Source organism: Erwinia sp. E602 (genome assembly GCF_018141005.1).
GTDB lineage: Bacteria > Pseudomonadota > Gammaproteobacteria > Enterobacterales > Enterobacteriaceae > Erwinia.
Genome location: NZ_CP046582.1, coordinates 4328165 through 4344949, shown reverse-complemented (window position 1 = coordinate 4344949; position 16785 = coordinate 4328165). Strand labels below are relative to the sequence as shown.

The following is a 16785-nucleotide window of genomic DNA, read 5'->3' as shown; positions in this document are numbered from 1 at the left end:
GACCCGCCGGACAGGTGGATCTGCATCCCGGCGTGGCTACTCTGTGCAGCCCTGCGCCAGCGGCGTACGACGCTCGCTGATTCTCACCACAAAACTGGCGGCCCCCGCCAGCGTCAGCAGCACTACCACGCCGTTCCAGCCGGCTTTTTCCAGCACCAGACTGCCCAGCGCCGATCCAACGGCCATGCCGATAAACACGCCGGTAAACATCAGCGCATTCAGGCGGCTGCGGGCGGCCGGTTCGAGGCCGAAAATCAGCGTCTGATGGGAAACCAGCGTGGCCTGCACGCCAAAATCAAAGCCCACCGCCGAGACGGCAATCAGCGCCAGCTGCAGCGGAACCGGCAGCAGCGGCAGCAGGAACAGCGTGGCGAAGGAGACGGTAGCCAGCGCGGTGGCAACGCGGGTGACCAGCGCCGGGCCGTGACGGTCGGCCATCATGCCCGCCAGCGGCGCGGCCAGCGCACCGGCTGCCCCGGCCAGGCCGAACGCCCCGGCGCTGGCGCTGCCCAGCCCGTAACGGCCGTGCAGCATCACCGCCAGCGTCGACCAGAAGGCGCTAAAACCTACCGATAACAGTCCCTGAGCCAGCGCCGCACGGCGCAGCGCGCCATGGCGCAGCCACAGGTGACGCATCGAGGCCAGCAGCGCCGGATAGCTGAGGCGGGTGCTGGGGGCGATATGCGGCAGGCGGCGCCAGAGGATCAGCGTGATCGCCAGCACCAGCCCGGCGGCCAGCATAAACATTGCCCGCCAGCCGGCATACTCTGCCACCGCACCGCTGACCACCCGCGACAGCAGGATGCCGAGCAGCAGGCCGGTCATCACCGTGCCGACGGTTTTGCCGCGCTGCGCGGCCGGTGAGAGGCTGGCGGAGGCCGGTACGATATCCTGCGCCATGGTGGCGGTAATGCCGATCGCCAGGCTGGCAATCAGCAGCAGCGTGATACTGCCCGCCGCCGCGCTCATCAGCAGCGCCAGCGTCAGCAGCACGCCTTTCAGGGTGATGATGGTGCGGCGATCGTAGCGGTCGCCGAGCGGGGCCAGCAGCAGGATGCCCAGCGCATAGCCGATCTGGGTCAGCGTCGGCACCAGCCCGGCGGTGCTGACGCCGGCCTGCAGCCCGGAGGCGAGCAGCTCCAGCATCGGCTGGCTGTAGTAGATTGAGGCGACGCTGAAGCCGGCGCCCGCCGCCAGCATCAGTACGGTGCGCGCGGCCAGCGGTGACGCGGGCTGTTCAGCAGAAGAGAGCAGGGTGTCAGTGGACATGATTGATTACCTGATTAGGTCGTTAAGATGGCGCTATTGTGCGGGGTTGCCGTGATGCCCGGTAGACGGCTGAAAGGTAGAAGTGTTATACGTCATACGTATGAATATGATTAAATCACCTGCCACCGATCGCATAGAACTGATGCAGACCTTTGTGCGTATCGTCGAGGCCGGCAGCCTCTCCGCGGCGGCGGCGCGTCTTGCCACCACCCAGCCTACCGTCAGCCGACGCCTGCAGGCGCTGGAGAGCCTGCTCGGCCTGAAGCTGATCCAGCGCACCACCCACCAGATGAAGCTGACCGAGGATGGCGAACGCTGTTATCAGCACGCCTGCCGCCTGCTGGAGAACTGGCAGGGGATCGAGGACGATCTGCGCGGCGTCACCGAAGAGCCGCAGGGGGTGCTGCGGGTGCTGGTGCCGCATGCGTTTGGTCAGGACCAGATGATCGCCCCGCTGCAGGCCTATCTGCAGCGCTACCCGCAGGTCACCGTCGAGTGGATGCTGCACGACAGGCAGGCGGATTTTCTGGCCGAGGGCATCGACTGCGCGGTACACGTTGGTGAAGTCACCGAGCCTTCGGTGGTGGCGGTGAAGGTGGCGGAAGTGCCGCGTATCGTGATTGCCGCCCCCTCGTTGCTGCAGGGCCGTGCGGTGCCCGACCGGCCGCAGCAGCTGCAAACGCTGCCCTGGCTGGCGCTGAGCACCTTCTATCGTCACAGCGTGGCGCTGACCCGTACACAGGGCGGAGAGGTGCAGCGTTTCGATATTCAGCCACGCCTGCTGACCGACAGCCTGTACGCGCTGCGCAACGCGGTGCTGGCCGGTCTGGGCGTCGGCATCTCGTCGGCGTGGGTGGTGCAGGAGGATATTGCCCAGGGGCGGCTGCTGCAGCTGGCCCCGGCCTGGCAGGCGGCGTCGCTGCCGGTGTATCTGGTCTATCCGCACGCGCGCTACTACCCGGCGCGCTTACGCATGTTTCTGGCGATGATGCGTGAAGCGATGCCGGTGATGAGTGGCGCCCGGCGCCCGGGCGGGCGCTGAAGGGGGGCAACGTCACTGGCTGAGGATCGCAGTACAGGTCGGGAAGGGGTACCAGGTGGTGAACGCGTCGCGCGTTCCGGTGAGAGGAGGGCAGGCCACGCGACGTTCTGCACGTGGCCTGCCCGGGAGGATTAACGCAGATCCACCGTCAGCTCCGGCGCGCCAAAGCTGACTACCGTCGCATGGGAGGCCTCAAACCAGCCGCGCCAGAAGGTTTCCAGCTGCTGCATGATTTTTCCGGAACGGTAGTTATTCTTCGCATCCGTATCGATTAACCCGGCGCCGGCGATATAGACCCGGCTGCCGGCAAAATCGGCCAGCAGCTGCTGCTGGCTGACCCGCGCCATCTCTTTCGCCGGGGCCAGCAGGCGGATCTGATTGCTGCTGTAGAAGCTACCGAAATCGCTGTTTTCCAGCATATCGGAGACCAGCAGCACGGTACGCTGTTCGGCCGGGGTGGCTTTCAGATCGTCGGCAATACGCTTCAGGCTGTCCATGATTTCACTTTTCGCCACGTTATCGCCCTGACCGGCGAAGGCCGCAGCCATCTTTTTGCCGATGCTCTGGTCAAAGAACTGCTTCTGCTGCAGCAGGCAGCCGTCCAGTGATTTCAGGCTGTCCATGCCGAGGCTGTTACGCGCCTTTTGATCGGTAAACGGGCGCTCCAGCGTGCCGTCGAAGGCGCGCTTCATGTAGTTGTCCTGCAGCAGCGCCGAGAACTGATACATGATGATATGGTCGCCGGGCTGGGTGTAGCGCACCACCTGCTGCCAGATCGACTTTTTCAGGTCGTCCGGTACTTTGACCGTCTGATCGACGATCAGCACCAGCTCACGGCCGCCGCTGGCCGGACGCTGGGCGTCCAGTCTGGCAAAGCTGTAGCAGCTTGGGATGTCGTTACGGTCGGCAGCATAACCGCCAGCGGAAGCCGCCAGCAGCAGCAGGGCCATCAGACGCTTCATACCGTGGCTCCCCGCGCTTTATTCATCACCTGCTGCAGCTTCTGATGTTTCACCAGCGCGGCCAGCGGCAGATCCGTCCCTTCGGCCATCACTTCCAAATCTTCCTGATTCAGTACGGTCAGGTCACCCAGCTCGCTGATACGCTGCTTCAGCTCAGCCTCTGCGGCCGGGTTGGCCGGTGCGATAGCGGCGGTTAACGTCGTTGCTGCAGGGGCTTCAGCGGGTGCCGGTGCCGGGGCTGCGGGGGCCGCCGCTGTCACCGTAGCGACGGGCACGCTATCCGCCGGGCTACCGCCAGCCGGAGCCGCCGTCGGGGCTGGCGCATAGCCGGCAGAGGTCACTGCCGCCGGGGTATAGCCGGCCGCCGTTACCGTCGGAGCCACGTTTTCTACCGGCGCAGCGGCGGGCGCAGGCGGAGCCACGTTTTGTACCGGCGCAGCCGGAGCCACGTTTTCTACCGGCGCAGCGGCGGGCGCAGGCGGAGCCACGTTTTGTACCGGCGCAGCCGGAGCCACGTTTTGTACCGGCGCAGCGGCGGGCGCAGCCGGAACCACGTTTTGTACCGGCGCAGCGGCAGGGGCCAGCGGAGCCGCAGGCGTTACCGACGCCACGGCCGGCACAACGGATGCGGCGACGGCGGCGGCGGCGGCGCTGACGGCCTGGGCTTCAGCCGCTTTTTTCAGCTGGCGTGCCTGCTGGTCGGCTTCACGCTTGTCGGCTTCCTGCTGCTTGCCTTCAATATAGTCCTGGAAGGTCGGCAGGCGCGTAAGCGCTTCACTCTGGCTCAGGCTGCGTTTCATCAGCAGCCGGTTCTGCAGGGTGGCGAGTTTATCCTGGGCGCTGCGCGCCACCTGCTCACGGCGCATGGCGTGGAAGTCGGCAAATTCCTGCGAGCTGCTGAAATCGCCGACGTACTTCGCCGCCGCCTTCGAGTCAATCCCGACCAGCGAGTAGTACATGCCGATCAGGATGCCGATCAGCTGTACGCCGACGAAGATCACCGACAGGATGATAAAGGTCAGCTTGGAGGCAAACACCCGGTTGCTGGCAATCTCTGCGCCGGCCTTGTTATCTGCCGCCGCGTTATCGGCCACCGCCTCTGCGGGCAGATCGAACGGCGACGCCGCAGGGCTGACCTGCTGGCTGAACGGTGAACCGTTCACGGCCTGGGTGTCCTGGTTATCGATGGTGGCGGCGCGGACAAAGTAGGCACCGATGGCAAAGAACAGGATCAGCGCCACGGCAATCCCGGTGGCCCAGTACTGCGGCGTCACCTGAGCGTTGTGCGGTACGCGGTTGAGCATCTGCAGATAGTTCGGCTGGTTGTCATCCTGGTAAGTGGTTTCCAGCGAAATATCTTTGTCATTCTGCAGCGCCAGCGCCGTATTACTGTGGCGGGCTTCGGTGTGCCAGTAGCGAATCTTCTTCAGCAGGGTATTGCGGTGCAGCTCTTTACCCATGCGGTGGGTGGCCGGTACCAGGATCACCCCGATCAGCACCGAGACCACGATCGCTGAGGCTTCGGCCTGGTTGGCGGTAATATTGGTGGCGATAAACGGTGACAGCACCAGCGCAAAGATAAAGGCTTCCAGCGCCACCAGCCCGGCGGTGCAGAACCACAGCAGCAGGCTGGTTGGTTTACGGCCGCGCTCGTCCACCTTGCTCAGGTAGTCGACGCAGTGCAGATAGAAGTCGGCGGTGTGATTGGAGGTGCGGTAGTACTTCCAGTACTTGGCGCAGATCGCCTCCTCGGACGGATACCACAGGCCCTGACCGGTGCCGGTTCGGCGCGGTTCACTGGCGCGTGACAGACGCGCAATATGGCCGATCACCGGCAGGCTGCACATCAGGTTCAGGAAGAAATAGCTGACCTGATCCCACCAGCGGATCACCACCACCGTCAGCACCAGCAGGCTGAGCACCGGCACAACGATATGGCGATACAGGGAGAACGCCTCCATAAGACTTTGCAAAAATTCCATCTGAGTTCCTTGAATTAGCTGCGTACCGGGGTATAGCCGGCCATATATTCGCTGTTTTGATTGCTGTAGAAGAGTTGTCCCTGCTGCGCCTGTTTGGCCTTATTGGGCACCAGCAGATCGATACAGGAGATCGGCTGCTGTTGCGCATTCTGCAGCCAGACGCGGTAAAGAATGCCGTCTTCACCCTGCCAGGCGTTGGCCACCGCGCTCAGCGCGGCGTCGGGTTTGCGGTTGTTTTTCTGGTAATCGCGGGTGATATAGACCTTCGGATTCTGCGTTACCGTGGCGTCATCGCTGAGCACCCACACCGGGGAAAGCGTCACCAGATGGCCGTTAACCAGTCCGGCCCAGGCGCGACCGTTCATGCCCGGCAGATACGCTTTGGTGGCGGTATCGACCGCTTTGCCGCTGGCGAGGTTTTTCGCCTGGCCGCTGAAGCGGGCGCTGTCGCTGTAGCAGCTTTTCATCACGCCACCGGCGTTGGCTTCGGAGATCAGGCTGAAGCCGCTGCTGCGCGGTTTCAGGTTCAGCGCCAGCGACGGCGTGCCGCTGCTGACCGGCTGGCCGCCAAAATCAACCAGCGCCACCGGGCCACCGGCGCGTGCAGCGTTTTTTGCTGTCGTAGTCGGCTTCTCAGCGGCGGCGGTGCGTGAGGATGGGGTGGAGGACGCTGGCGATGCAGAGGAGGCTGATGCAGCGACAGAAACCGGCGAAGACGATGATGCAGGGGCGGATGCCGTAGCCGACGACGATGCAGAGGAAGATGCAGACACCGATGCAGTTGACGCCGAACGTGAGGTTTTCACCGCAGTGGTGCTGCGCCGCGTCGGGGAAGCTACCGGCGTAGCAGCAGTGCCGTAGCGCAGATAGGCGAGGTTGCTGCCCTCCTGCTCCAGGCGCTGTTTCAGCAGTGCTTCGCTGGCCAGCGCGGTCAGCTCCACGCGGCGGTTGGCCGCGCGGCCGTCGACGGTGGCGTTATCAGCCACCGGGCGTGAGGAGCCGGCGCCCTGGAAATAGAGGTTTTTCGCGCTCAGACCGGCCTGTTCCAGCACCCGCCCGACGTTCTGCGCGCGCTGTTCTGACAGCCGCTGGTTCGACTGCGCGTTGCCGCTGGCATCGGTGTGGCCGACGATCAGGATCACCCCGCCCTGGTTGCCCTCTTTCATCGCGGCCGCCAGTTTCTTCACCTGACGCAGGCCGTCGCTGGAGAGGCGGGCGCTGTCGGTATCGAACATGCCCTTGTCCTCGACCTGCGCCACCAGGCCTACCGCCTGCTTGCTGCTTTTGGCCTGGGCTTCCAGCGTGCGGGTGCGGATGGCGATATGCTCTTCCGCGGCGATTTTAGCCAGCGCCTTTTCGCGGTTTTGCCAGACGTTGCCGGCCACGCAGCCCGCCACGCCGCCAACTAAACCACCGACGAGGGCTTTTTTCGCATCGCCGGTGATCAGGTAAGTCAGGCCGCCGCCGAGGGTGGCGCCGCCGACGCAGCCGATGGCGGTGCCGTAATCCTGCCCGGCCTGGTGCATACCGGCGCAGCTTGAGGTCAGCGTCACCACTGCGGTGACCAGGCTTATTTTCCGTAACTGATAGCGTTTCAATTCCTCTCCTTACCCTGCCCTAAAAAGCCAAAATATCCGTTTATTCTCGTTGCGAAATAATCGTCGCATTATTTTTAGTCTGCGCCGGAATGGCGTTGTGCTGGTCAGACGTTGAAGATCGCTGGCCAAAATAATCCATTCACCGTCATTAATGACGATGCAGGGCGTTATTTCAGCCTGATAAAGATAAAGTTTGACTTAAGTTAACACGTTCTGCCTGAGGCACCCCGTGAGGTGGGTCTGTCCGCAGCGGTTATCATGCTGTCGACGTAATGCCTTGAGAAACCCCGGTTAATGCAGCCAGTCTTTCCCGTATGCTGCCCCGCGACTGCCGCCTGAGATGCCTGCAAAAACGGCGAAATAGTAGAACATTTGAAGTGAATCGGTCAACCAACCCACGGGCGAAAATTCACCGCTATCGGGGGAGAGATCGCTGAATAAATAAGTCATCAAACGTCAGGAAAGTGATTAGCCCTCACACCTCGTAAACAGGTTCCTCTATTTCAGCGGCATGATACAGGAGAGGACTAACCGCCAGCGGTTAATTGACGCGTGGCAATCCTTTTGCAGGGCAGGTCGACAGGTGCCGGTTGAGCAGCGTTGGCGCAGGAGCAGGGCTGTACGCTACCGGTTTGCCATGGTCTGCGTAAACGCCGGGCCGATCGCTGAGGGGTTAGCGTAGCTTGTTCAGGTGCTGGCAACAACGCAGCCGCTACAACCGGCCGGTCAGCACGCTTTCATGTTCGTCAAGCAGCCGCAGCATCTCCAGCAGATAGCGATCCTCGCTGCCTTTTTGCCAGGCAATACTCAGCGGCAGCCCTTTCAGGTCGGCGTGCAGATCAAGGTCGATATAGGCGACGGCGTCGCTGTTCATATTGCGGTAGGAGGCCGGCACCACCGCCAGACCCAGCCCGGCGGCGACCAGGCTCAGGATGGTCTGCTTCTCTTCGGCGAACTGGCCAATATGCGGGCTGATCCCGGCCAGTTTGAACATCGTCATGGTCAGATCGTGACTGTGCGGGCGGGTACGCCGTTCGGGGATAATCATCGCTTCGTGGCTGAAGTCAGCGACGCTGACCCGGCCGCGCGCGGCCAGCGGATGGTCAAGCGGCACGGCCAGCACGCAACTCTCGCGGGTGATAAAACGCACCGCCAGGCTGGCGTCGAGGGTTTGCGGTTCACGAAAGAAGATCATATCCAGCCAGCCGGACTTCAGTCGTGGAATAAGGTTACTGGTCTTGTCTTCGATAATATGAATATCGCTGTTCGGGTGCAGCGGCACAAACAGATTTAACAGCGCGGGGACTAATCCGCGGGCCGCACTGTCAATCGCACCAATACGTAAGGTGCGGCGGTCGTCTTTTAATCCACCTTTAAATCGCTGCGCCAGCGCGTCAAATCGCTCGATAATTTTTTGAGCTTCGTCAAAAAAAATAGCCCCTTCGGCGGTGAGTGAAACATTGCGCGTTGAGCGGTTTAACAACCGTACGCCCAGGTCATCTTCCAGCAGGCGAATGAAGCGGGAAAGTGACGCAGGCATCATTTCCAGCTTTTGGGCCGCGCGGCCGAAGTGCAGCTCTTCACCGACGGAAATCAGACAACGCAATTGATTTATATCCACTTTTCACCCCTGAAAACATTGTTCAAATTATTTATATAATCTGGCATTAATGACCCGCCGCCACAAATCAGCATACTGACTTCGACTACAAAAAAATAACACAACCCTACAAAAATCGGAGCACGTTAATATGAATCATCACCTCGAAAAAAGGGTGATGCGTAAAGTGACGTTACGCATTATTCCCTTCATCATGCTGCTCTACTTCATCGCTTTTCTCGATCGCGTCAATATTGGTTTTGCCGCGCTCACCATGAATCAGGATTTAGGTTTCTCGCCCACCATATTTGGCCTCGGTGCGGGGATCTTCTTCCTGGGTTATTTTCTTTTTGAGGTGCCCTCCAACCTGATATTGCACAAGGTGGGGGCGCGGATCTGGATCGCCCGGGTGATGATCACCTGGGGGCTGGTCTCCGGCTGTATGGCCTTCGTGCAGGGTACTACCAGCTTCTACACCCTGCGCTTTCTGCTCGGCGTCGCCGAAGCCGGTTTCTTTCCCGGCATCATCCTCTATCTCAGCTACTGGTTCCCGGCGGCACGGCGTGCGCAGGTAACGGCGATCTTTATGGCCGCCGCGCCGCTCTCTACCGCGCTGGGTTCACCGATTTCCGCCGCGCTGCTGGAGATGCACGGATTCCTCGGCTATGCCGGCTGGCAGTGGATGTTTGTGCTGGAGGCCATTCCGGCGGTGCTGCTCGGCATCGTGGTGCTGTTCTTCCTCACCGACCGGCCGGCGAAAGCCCGGTGGCTGACCGATGAAGAGCGCGAGTGGCTGGAGACGACCATGCTGGCGGAGGAGCAGGCGCGGGCGTCGAAACAGAGCCACAGCAGCGCATGGCGCGGGCTGGCGGACAAGCGCGTGCTGGCGCTGGCGCTGGTCTATTTCGGCACTTCGGCGGGGCTCTATACGCTGGGCATCTGGTCACCGCAGATTATTCACAGCTTCGGCGCTTCCTCAATGGAGATCGGTTTCCTCAACGCCGCACCGGCGGTGGTCGGGGTGATCGGCATGATCCTGTGGGCGCGCCACTCGGACCGCAGCAACGAGCGCAGCTGGCACGTGATCGGTGCCTGCCTGCTGGCGGCGGCCGGGCTGATCTATGCCGGCAGCGTCAGTTCGCTGCTTAGCGTGATCCTCGCGTTAACGCTGGTCACCGTCGGCATCAGCGCCTCGAAACCGCCGCTGTGGAGTATGCCGACCCTGTTCCTCTCCGGTCCGGCGGCGGCGGCGGGCATCGCCACCATTAACTCAATCGGCAACCTGGGCGGCTTCGTTGGGCCGATGATGATCGGCATCATCCGCCAGCAGACCGGCAGCTACACCGGCGGCTTGTACTTTGTCGCCGGGCTGCTGGTTATCTCGGCGCTGACCGTGCTGATCCTCTCGGCCAGAGGCGCAAAGCCGCAGGCCAGCAAACTTTCTCATCCTGAAACACACTGAACCCATTCGGAGACTATTATGCGTAACTACAAGATTGCTGCCATCCCTGCCGACGGTATCGGCCCTGAAGTGATTTCTGCCGGCGTCGAAGTGCTGCGGGCGCTGGAGCGCCACGATCCGCAGCTGAGCTTTGCCATTGAAACCTTTGACTGGGGCTCTGACTACTATAAGCAGCACGGGGTGATGATGCCGGAGAGCGGCCTGCAGACCCTCAAAGCGTTTGACGCCATCTACTTTGGTGCGGTGGGCGCGCCGGACGTACCTGACCACATCACCCTGTGGGGCCTGCGCCTGCCGATCTGCCAGGGCTTTGACCAGTACGCTAACGTACGGCCAACCAAAATCCTGCCGGGCATCACGCCGCCGCTGCGCAACTGCGGCCCCGGCGATCTGGACTGGGTGATTGTCCGCGAGAACTCGGAAGGCGAGTACTCCGGCAACGGCGGTCGTGCGCACCGTGGGCTGCCGGAAGAGGTCGGCACCGAGGTGGCGATCTTCACCCGCGTCGGCGTCACCCGCATTATGCGCTATGCCTTTACCCTGGCGCAGTCGCGTCCGCGCAGGCTGCTGACCGTGGTGACCAAATCTAACGCCCAGCGCCACGGTATGGTGATGTGGGATGAGATCGCGGCGGAAGTGGCGCAGGAGTTCCCGGACGTGCAGTGGGACAAGATGCTGGTGGACGCGATGACCCACCGTATGACGCTGCATCCGCAGAGCCTCGACACCATCGTCGCCACCAACCTGCACGCCGATATTCTCTCCGATCTGGCCGGCGCGCTGGCGGGCAGCCTCGGCGTGGCCCCGACCGCCAATATCGATCCGCAGCGCCGTTTCCCGTCGATGTTTGAACCGATCCACGGCTCGGCCTTCGATATCACCGGTAAAGGCATCGCCAACCCGGTGGCCAGCTTCTGGACCGCGGTGCAGATGCTGGAGCACCTCGGCGAGCATGACGCCGCCGCGCGGCTGATGGCCGGGATTGAGCACGCCTGCCGTAAAGGGGTGCTGACGCCGGACGTGGGCGGTAGCGCCACCACGGCCGACGTTACGCAGGCGGTAGTGGAATTTATCACCGCACGCTCCACCGTTGCTGAGACCGTCTGATGGACCATCAACAGGCCGCAGCCGTGCTGCAGGATATCTTCAATCAGGCCGTTGACCGCGCCCGCCCCGGGCTGGTTATTCCGCCGGCGCTGCCGGAAAAACCGCGCGGGCGCTGCGTGGTGATAGGCGCAGGTAAGGCCTCGGCGGCGATGGCCGCCGCCGTGGAGACCGCCTGGCCGGACGTGGCGCTGAGCGGAGTGGTGGTGACCCGCTACGGCCATGCGGCACCGGCCGGGCGCATCCGCATTCTCGAAGCGGCGCACCCGGTGGCAGATGCGATGTCTGAGTTTGCCGCGCGGGAGATCGTGGCGGTGTTACAGGGGCTGACCGCCGACGATCTGGTGCTGGCGCTGATCTCCGGCGGCGGTTCGGCGGTGATGGCGCTGCCGGCGGCAGGGATTACCCTGGCGGATAAGCAGGCGATCGTCCGCGCGCTGCTGCACAGCGGGGCGACGATTAAGGAGATGAACCTGGTGCGCCGCCATCTGTCGGCGGTGAAGGGCGGTAAGCTGGCGGCGCTGGCGCAGCCGGCGCGGCTGATGTCGTTGATGATCAGCGACGTACCGGGGGATAACCCGGCGGATATCGCCTCCGGGCCGACGGTGGCGGATGGCAGCACGCCGCAGCAGGCGCTGGCGGTGCTGCAGCGCTACCGCATTGAGGTACCGGCGGCGGTGCAGCGGTTGCTGAGCCAGCCGCTGGCCACGACGGCATCCGCTGCAGGCAACGGCGAGGTGCGGATGATTGCCACCCCGGCGCTGGCGCTGCAGGCGGCGGCCGAAGCGGCGCGGCGGCGCGGCATCACCCCGCTGATCCTCGGCGACGCCCTTGAAGGCGAGAGCCGCGAGGTGGCGATCGTGATGGCCGGCATCGCCCGCTCGGTGAAGCAGTACGGCCAGCCGCTGAGCGGCCCGGCGGTGCTGCTGTCGGGCGGCGAGACCACGGTAACGGTCAGCGGTGGCCGGGCGGGCAAGGGCGGACGAAATACCGAATTTCTGCTCAGCCTGGCCTGCGCGCTGCAGGGGGAAGCGGGGATCTGGGCGATCGCCGGCGACAGCGACGGCATCGACGGCACCGAGGACGCGGCGGGGGCGTTCGTCGCCCCGGATACGCTGGCGCGGGGCCGTGAGGCCGGGCTGGAGGCGACCGGGTATCTGGAGGGTCACGACAGCTACAGCTACTTCCAGGCCACCGGAGATCTGATTATCACCGGACCCACCCTGACCAACGTTAACGACATCCGTGCGATCCTGATCGCCTGAATGCCGGCTTTCCCGACAGGCGGGAAAGCCGGTAGCTTCTGACACCGATCTGCTGAACCTGGCGTATTCGGACTATGGGGCCCCCTTTACTCAATCCGGAGGCCGGTGGTTTCTGGCCCCCAGTCAGGCTGGCCTCTTTTGCCATCGGCCCGCTAAGTCCGTTCTGCCAGCACCTGCGGCAAATGCGCCATCTCCGCCATCAGCCGATCCGCCCCGGCGGCCAGCAGCCTGTCGCCGTGCTGGGGGAAAGTGTGGGCCCCGCCGGTGAAGCCAATGACCTGCATGCCGGCACGTTTGGCGGCCGTGACGCCGGGCACCGAGTCTTCGATCACCAGCGTGCGGGCGGGATCGGCCTTAAAGCAGGCCGCCGCGTGTAGGAAGATGTCGGGCAGCGGTTTGCCGCGTCCGGGGCCGAGGTCGGCCGCCGAGTAGATCGCCCCCGCGAACAGATCCTGCAGCCCGACCTTACTGAGCATCAGCTCCAGCTGCGCGCTGGCCGAGTTGGAGCAGATGCATTTCGGCAGGGTCAGCGTGCCGATCGCCTCACGGGTACCGGGAATCCGCGTCAGCCGGGCGTCGAACTCCGCCAGCAGCGCGGCGTAAAAGGTCTGATACAGGCTGGCCGGCAGGGGCACGCCGGTACTGGCCTGCACCTTTGCGATCAGCGTATCCCAGTGCAACCCGCTGTAGTGGGTGCAAAACGCCTCAAAACCGATCGCGACGCCGTGCTCCGCCAGCAGCGATCGGGTCAGCGTGATGCCGATAATCTCGGAGTCGACCAGCACGCCATCGCAGTCAAAGATAATCAAATCAAGCGGGGGATTCATTGCTCACCTCAACGCAAAGCGGGCCGTCCGCACTGAGGCGGACGGCCCGGATAGTCAGTCACCGGTTCAGGCGTGAGCCGGGGATTTTTTATATTTCGCCAGCAGCGCCTGGATATCACGCAGGCGGCCGATCGCTACCGACGAGAGCTTCTCTTTCGACACGTTACGGTCGAGCGAGATGCAGTCTTTCCACAGCGAACGGCCGGCAATTACCCCGGACGCGCCGTTGCGCAGCGAGATATCCACCTGGCCTAAGAAGGTGGCGTGATCGACGCCGGCCGACAGCACCGCCCACGGAATATCGCCGCAGATTTCGGTGACGCGGGCGCAGGCCGCTTCGCTGCCCGGATACGGGATCTTCAGCACTTTCGAGCCGCAGTCGATACAGGCCCGGCAGCCGTCTTCAATCAGCTGCGAGAAGGCCTGCTGATAGGCCTCTTTGCTCTCGTTCTCCAGCTGATAGGTGAGGAACTCCACCACCAGGAACAGGTCTTCACGGGCGAAATCGGCAATCACCTCGCGCAGCGTCGCCAGGTTAGCGGTATTGGCCGCTGGCGTATCGGTACGCAGGTAGATCATGATTTTACCGCCGGTGGCACCAAGCTCACGCACGCGGCGGGCGGTGATCCCCTCCACCATATTAGAGATGCGGTAGCCTTCCGGCGAGGTGCTCCAGCCGGAGGCGTCGAGGCCGACCAGCAGGCCAGTGTTACGCGGGATCACCCCCTGGTCGACGATGCCCGGTACGGCGCAGATTGGATCAACCAGCACGCAGCCCGCTTCGGCGGCAAGATAGCTGGTGATGTCATACTTGGTTTCACCCAGCGTGGCGTTACTGATACCCGCCTGCTCTTCCGGCGTGGCCGCTAGCAGGGTGCGCATGCCGCCACGCTGGTCGCAGGCCACCACCATCATTGAACCGTTGGCATCACAAATCATCTGATAGCCGCGACGTTCGGCCGTAGTCATTTTATTCATTGCGTTAATCCTCATTCAGAGACGGGTAATTTTCGATTTATTCGGATCCAGCCGTTGCTGAACCCAGCGTATTAATTCTTCGCTGTCACCAGCGCGATCCTGGTCCAGCGTATACACCTCACCGACCGCCATTGGCCGGGCTTTTTCTGCCAGCTGCATTAATTCGGGAATATATTCCGCACCGGGGTGCCCTTTAACACGGCACTCGCAGCGTGACCGGTAGCGTTGTGCCACCGTTTCCGGTGCTATCTGATTCCATATTTCAATGACCTGCTGGCAGCCGCTTGAGGCGATATAGGCTTCCAGCACGTTTTTTTCGCGGAAGCCAAACCAGGCATCCATAATAAAGTTCACTTCCGGCGGCGCATTTTTGACAATATCGAACATCGCGGCGTAGGCGGCATGCCCCAGCTTCCGGTTTAACGGTCGGTCAATAATGTCTGCAAACTGCACCATAAAAGGTTCTTTAATCAGATCGATGCTCAGTAGCGGGAAACTAAACCGGTCAGCCAGGACTCTGGCAACCGAACTTTTTCCTGACGCCGGAACGCCATTGACCAGAATAAGTGTTTTCATAGTAACCCAAGAATATCTTCAGCCGTGGTGGCCTGCCTGATTTGCAACAGCGTTTCTTCCTGCTCCAGTAGTCCGACGATTGATGCAATCCCTTCGGTAATATGCGAATCACCGTTTACGCCACCGAACATTACGATAATGTCCACCGGCTCACTGCCGTGAATAGAGACCGGCTGATTTAACGTCACCAGGCTGAAGCAGTTTTTAATCACGCCACACTCCGGCCGGGCGTGTGGGATAGCAATACCTTCATCAAACACGTAATAAGCACCGTACTCCAGCGTGTTATTAATCACGGCCTGCGGATACTCCGCCGTAACAAACCCTCCTGTAATCAGCGGCGTGGCCGCGGTAGCGATAATTTCATTCCAGGTGTTAATCTCTTTCTTTACCTGAATAAAAGGGTGTCGGGAAAGAAACTGTTTAATGCTCATATCACCTCATAGATTTCTGCGGATGGTGTTTCTGAGTTCATCCATTTTTACGAAAATATCATCAACGCGCTGGCGGTAACGCGGCTGAGCGGAGTAGATTTTGATTGCCTGGTTATATTTCACCATCAGCTGCTTCTGAGTGGCATTATCTGCCGGGTTGGCCGCTAACTCGGTTTCCAGTTGCAGCAGCGTCTGGGCTATTTGCTCTGCCGCCGCCTCATCTTCGGGCTCTGCCTGCGGCGCAGATGAATGAAACAGCTTCTTCAACATTGACAGCATATTGCCTCCTTAGTGGCGGATCGTTTCCACCGGCCAGGGGTAACACGGTGGATGACTCCCCGCGTTACTTATTCAGCTTGCGGTTAGCAAACCAGACGATAAACACCACGAAGGCGATAAAGCCGGCGACAAAGCCCCATTCATTCTGGAAGGCGTGGCCGAGTACCAGCCCGGTGCTGATTACATCGGAATCGCTGAAGGTGACGCCTTTAAAGCCAAAGGTCTCCAGCAGCGGTACCAGAATCGCCGGTAGCAGGGTAATAAACAGGCCGTGTACCACGCCGCCGATAATCGCCCCTTTGCGGCCGCCCATCGCGTTGCCAAACACCCCGGCCGCTCCGCCGGCGAAGAAGTTGGTCAGCAGGCCGGGCAGGATCATCGCCAGGCCAAACATCGGGAAGACGATCATGCCGATAATCGAGCCGACGGTGGTGGCGAGGAAGCCGACGATCACCGCATTAGGGGCGTAAGGGAACAGCACCGGGCAGTCGAGCGCCGGTTTGGCGTTGGGCACCAGGCGCATGGCGATACCACGGAAGGCCGGCACCAGTTCGTTCAGCAGCAGACGCACGCCGCTGTACAGCACGAAGACGCCGGCGACAAACTGCATCGACTGCATAAACGAATACATGACGTAGTTGGTTTCACCGGCAAACTGGGCGATATAAGTCGGCCCGGCGAACAGCGCGGGGATGATGTACATCGGCACCATAATCACCGCCATCGACAGATAGGTGTCCTGCAGGAACTTAAAGTTGTCCGGCAGTTCCAGATCTTCGGTTGAGCGTGAGTTCTTGCCAATCACCCGTGCCACCGCCGCCTGTACCAGATAACCGATGGTGCAGAAGTGGCCGAGGGCAACGTCATCCGAGTCGGTGATTTTGCGCACGATAGGCTGGGCAATCGCCGGCATCAGCACCGCCATAATGCCGCCGAAGATGCCACCGGTGAGGATCAGCGTGGCACCGGTCAGCCCGGCCTTGTAGCCGATCACCGTACCAATGGTCGCCATCCACAGCAGCGCCTGGCCGGTGAGGAAAATGTATTTAAACGGCGTGATGCGGGCAATCAGGATATTGACCGCGAAGATCACCAGCAGCGTCAGCGCCACTTCTGAACCCAGCTCACGGTTGGCCACGCCGGCAATCGCCGCCACGTCGGTAATGTAGCCCTTCATACCGAAGCCGCTGGTGAAGATATCGTTGAGGAAGGTCAGCGCTTCCACAATGATGTTGATGCCGGCCATCATGATCAGGAAGCCGAGCAGGGTTTTAAAGGTTCCCTCCACCGTCTTGCCGATCGATTTTTTCTGCAGGATCAGCCCGAGCATGGCGATCAGGGCAATCAGGATCGACGCCTGGCCTAAAAAGTCTTTCACAATAAAATGGATAATTGCGTCCACGTGAC

General features: G+C 61.7%; 16 protein-coding genes. 4 read left to right on the top strand and 12 right to left on the bottom strand.

Features of this window, described 5'->3' with window-relative positions; genetic code table 11:
• Positions 1-36: 36 nt before the first annotated feature.
• On the bottom strand, positions 37-1269 hold the full coding sequence (locus GKQ23_RS21560) for an MFS transporter (protein ID WP_371820037.1): 1233 nt from the start codon (positions 1267-1269) through the stop codon (positions 37-39).
• A 100-nt stretch (positions 1270-1369) separates the two neighbouring features.
• Here GKQ23_RS21560 and GKQ23_RS21555 point away from each other — a divergent pair, with 100 nt between their 5' ends.
• The gene (locus GKQ23_RS21555) at positions 1370-2311 is read left to right on the top strand and encodes a LysR family transcriptional regulator (RefSeq protein ID WP_249168449.1); all 942 of its coding nucleotides are present in this window, start codon (positions 1370-1372) and stop codon (positions 2309-2311) included.
• A gap of 131 nt (positions 2312-2442) precedes the next feature.
• Here the strand turns inward: GKQ23_RS21555 and GKQ23_RS21550 are convergent, their stop codons facing one another.
• The 5 genes from GKQ23_RS21550 to GKQ23_RS21530 form a co-directional block, all read right to left on the bottom strand.
• Positions 2443-3273, bottom strand: coding sequence for a hypothetical protein (locus GKQ23_RS21550; RefSeq protein WP_056235278.1), 831 nt, complete (start codon positions 3271-3273; stop codon positions 2443-2445).
• Positions 3270-5255 carry a hypothetical protein gene (locus GKQ23_RS21545; protein WP_212409394.1) on the bottom strand — a complete coding sequence of 662 codons (1986 nt, stop codon included), beginning with the start codon at positions 5253-5255 and terminating at the stop codon, positions 3270-3272. The genes GKQ23_RS21550 and GKQ23_RS21545 overlap by 4 nt, the downstream gene beginning before the upstream one ends.
• A 14-nt stretch (positions 5256-5269) precedes the next feature.
• Positions 5270-6853 carry an OmpA family protein gene (locus GKQ23_RS21540; protein ID WP_212409393.1) on the bottom strand — a complete coding sequence of 528 codons (1584 nt, stop codon included), beginning with the start codon at positions 6851-6853 and terminating at the stop codon, positions 5270-5272.
• 291 nt (positions 6854-7144) lie between these two features.
• Positions 7145-7303 carry a hypothetical protein gene (locus GKQ23_RS21535; protein ID WP_212409392.1) on the bottom strand — a complete coding sequence of 53 codons (159 nt, stop codon included), beginning with the start codon at positions 7301-7303 and terminating at the stop codon, positions 7145-7147.
• Between the two features lie 262 nt (positions 7304-7565).
• Positions 7566-8474 carry a LysR family transcriptional regulator gene (locus GKQ23_RS21530; RefSeq protein ID WP_056235286.1) on the bottom strand — a complete coding sequence of 303 codons (909 nt, stop codon included), beginning with the start codon at positions 8472-8474 and terminating at the stop codon, positions 7566-7568.
• A gap of 130 nt (positions 8475-8604) precedes the next feature.
• Between GKQ23_RS21530 and GKQ23_RS21525 the strand changes: the two genes are divergently transcribed.
• Genes GKQ23_RS21525 through GKQ23_RS21515 form a run of 3 tightly spaced genes read left to right on the top strand, consistent with a single transcriptional unit; the run spans position 8605 to position 12284 of the window.
• Positions 8605-9915 carry an MFS transporter gene (locus GKQ23_RS21525; RefSeq protein WP_056235289.1) on the top strand — a complete coding sequence of 437 codons (1311 nt, stop codon included), beginning with the start codon at positions 8605-8607 and terminating at the stop codon, positions 9913-9915.
• An 18-nt stretch (positions 9916-9933) separates the two neighbouring features.
• Entirely contained in the window at positions 9934-11022 is a 1089-nt protein-coding gene (locus tag GKQ23_RS21520; protein ID WP_056235292.1) for a tartrate dehydrogenase, read from the top strand.
• Complete coding sequence (locus GKQ23_RS21515; protein WP_212409391.1) at positions 11022-12284, top strand: glycerate kinase; 1263 nt, start codon at positions 11022-11024, stop codon at positions 12282-12284. The genes GKQ23_RS21520 and GKQ23_RS21515 overlap by 1 nt, the downstream gene beginning before the upstream one ends.
• Before the next feature lie 152 nt (positions 12285-12436).
• Here the strand turns inward: GKQ23_RS21515 and GKQ23_RS21510 are convergent, their stop codons facing one another.
• The 6 genes from GKQ23_RS21510 to GKQ23_RS21485 form a co-directional block, all read right to left on the bottom strand.
• A complete protein-coding gene (locus tag GKQ23_RS21510) occupies positions 12437-13111 on the bottom strand; it encodes an HAD family hydrolase (protein WP_056235299.1) in 675 nt (224 codons plus the stop codon).
• Between the two features lie 66 nt (positions 13112-13177).
• Complete coding sequence (locus GKQ23_RS21505) at positions 13178-14089, bottom strand: tagatose-bisphosphate aldolase (RefSeq protein ID WP_056235301.1); 912 nt, start codon at positions 14087-14089, stop codon at positions 13178-13180.
• A gap of 15 nt (positions 14090-14104) precedes the next feature.
• Positions 14105-14665 carry an AAA family ATPase gene (locus GKQ23_RS21500; protein WP_056235304.1) on the bottom strand — a complete coding sequence of 187 codons (561 nt, stop codon included), beginning with the start codon at positions 14663-14665 and terminating at the stop codon, positions 14105-14107.
• Positions 14662-15099 (bottom strand): PTS sugar transporter subunit IIA, encoded by a 438-nt coding sequence (locus GKQ23_RS21495; RefSeq protein ID WP_056235309.1) that lies wholly within the window; start codon positions 15097-15099, stop codon positions 14662-14664. Before GKQ23_RS21495 ends, GKQ23_RS21500 begins: the two co-directional genes overlap by 4 nt.
• A gap of 6 nt (positions 15100-15105) precedes the next feature.
• Positions 15106-15369: a hypothetical protein gene (locus tag GKQ23_RS21490; protein WP_146005490.1), complete on the bottom strand. Its 264-nt coding sequence runs from the start codon at positions 15367-15369 to the stop codon at positions 15106-15108.
• Positions 15370-15442: 73 nt separating this feature from the next.
• Positions 15443-16780, bottom strand: coding sequence for a PTS sugar transporter subunit IIC (locus GKQ23_RS21485; protein ID WP_212409390.1), 1338 nt, complete (start codon positions 16778-16780; stop codon positions 15443-15445).
• Positions 16781-16785: the final 5 nt, after the last annotated feature.

What these genes read in the sequence shown, in the direction of transcription:
- GKQ23_RS21560 (WP_371820037.1), bottom strand. Translation starts at nt 1,269, where the DNA reads ATGTCCACTGACACCCTGCTCTCTTCTGCTGAACAGCCCGCGTCACCG.
- GKQ23_RS21555 (WP_249168449.1), top strand. Translation starts at nt 1,370, where the DNA reads ATGAATATGATTAAATCACCTGCCACCGATCGCATAGAACTGATGCAG.
- GKQ23_RS21550 (WP_056235278.1), bottom strand. Translation starts at nt 3,273, where the DNA reads ATGAAGCGTCTGATGGCCCTGCTGCTGCTGGCGGCTTCCGCTGGCGGT.
- GKQ23_RS21545 (WP_212409394.1), bottom strand. Translation starts at nt 5,255, where the DNA reads ATGGAATTTTTGCAAAGTCTTATGGAGGCGTTCTCCCTGTATCGCCAT.
- GKQ23_RS21535 (WP_212409392.1), bottom strand. Translation starts at nt 7,303, where the DNA reads ATGACTTATTTATTCAGCGATCTCTCCCCCGATAGCGGTGAATTTTCG.
- GKQ23_RS21525 (WP_056235289.1), top strand. Translation starts at nt 8,605, where the DNA reads ATGAATCATCACCTCGAAAAAAGGGTGATGCGTAAAGTGACGTTACGC.
- GKQ23_RS21520 (WP_056235292.1), top strand. Translation starts at nt 9,934, where the DNA reads ATGCGTAACTACAAGATTGCTGCCATCCCTGCCGACGGTATCGGCCCT.
- GKQ23_RS21515 (WP_212409391.1), top strand. Translation starts at nt 11,022, where the DNA reads ATGGACCATCAACAGGCCGCAGCCGTGCTGCAGGATATCTTCAATCAG.
- GKQ23_RS21510 (WP_056235299.1), bottom strand. Translation starts at nt 13,111, where the DNA reads ATGAATCCCCCGCTTGATTTGATTATCTTTGACTGCGATGGCGTGCTG.
- GKQ23_RS21505 (WP_056235301.1), bottom strand. Translation starts at nt 14,089, where the DNA reads ATGAATAAAATGACTACGGCCGAACGTCGCGGCTATCAGATGATTTGT.
- GKQ23_RS21500 (WP_056235304.1), bottom strand. Translation starts at nt 14,665, where the DNA reads ATGAAAACACTTATTCTGGTCAATGGCGTTCCGGCGTCAGGAAAAAGT.
- GKQ23_RS21495 (WP_056235309.1), bottom strand. Translation starts at nt 15,099, where the DNA reads ATGAGCATTAAACAGTTTCTTTCCCGACACCCTTTTATTCAGGTAAAG.
- GKQ23_RS21490 (WP_146005490.1), bottom strand. Translation starts at nt 15,369, where the DNA reads ATGTTGAAGAAGCTGTTTCATTCATCTGCGCCGCAGGCAGAGCCCGAA.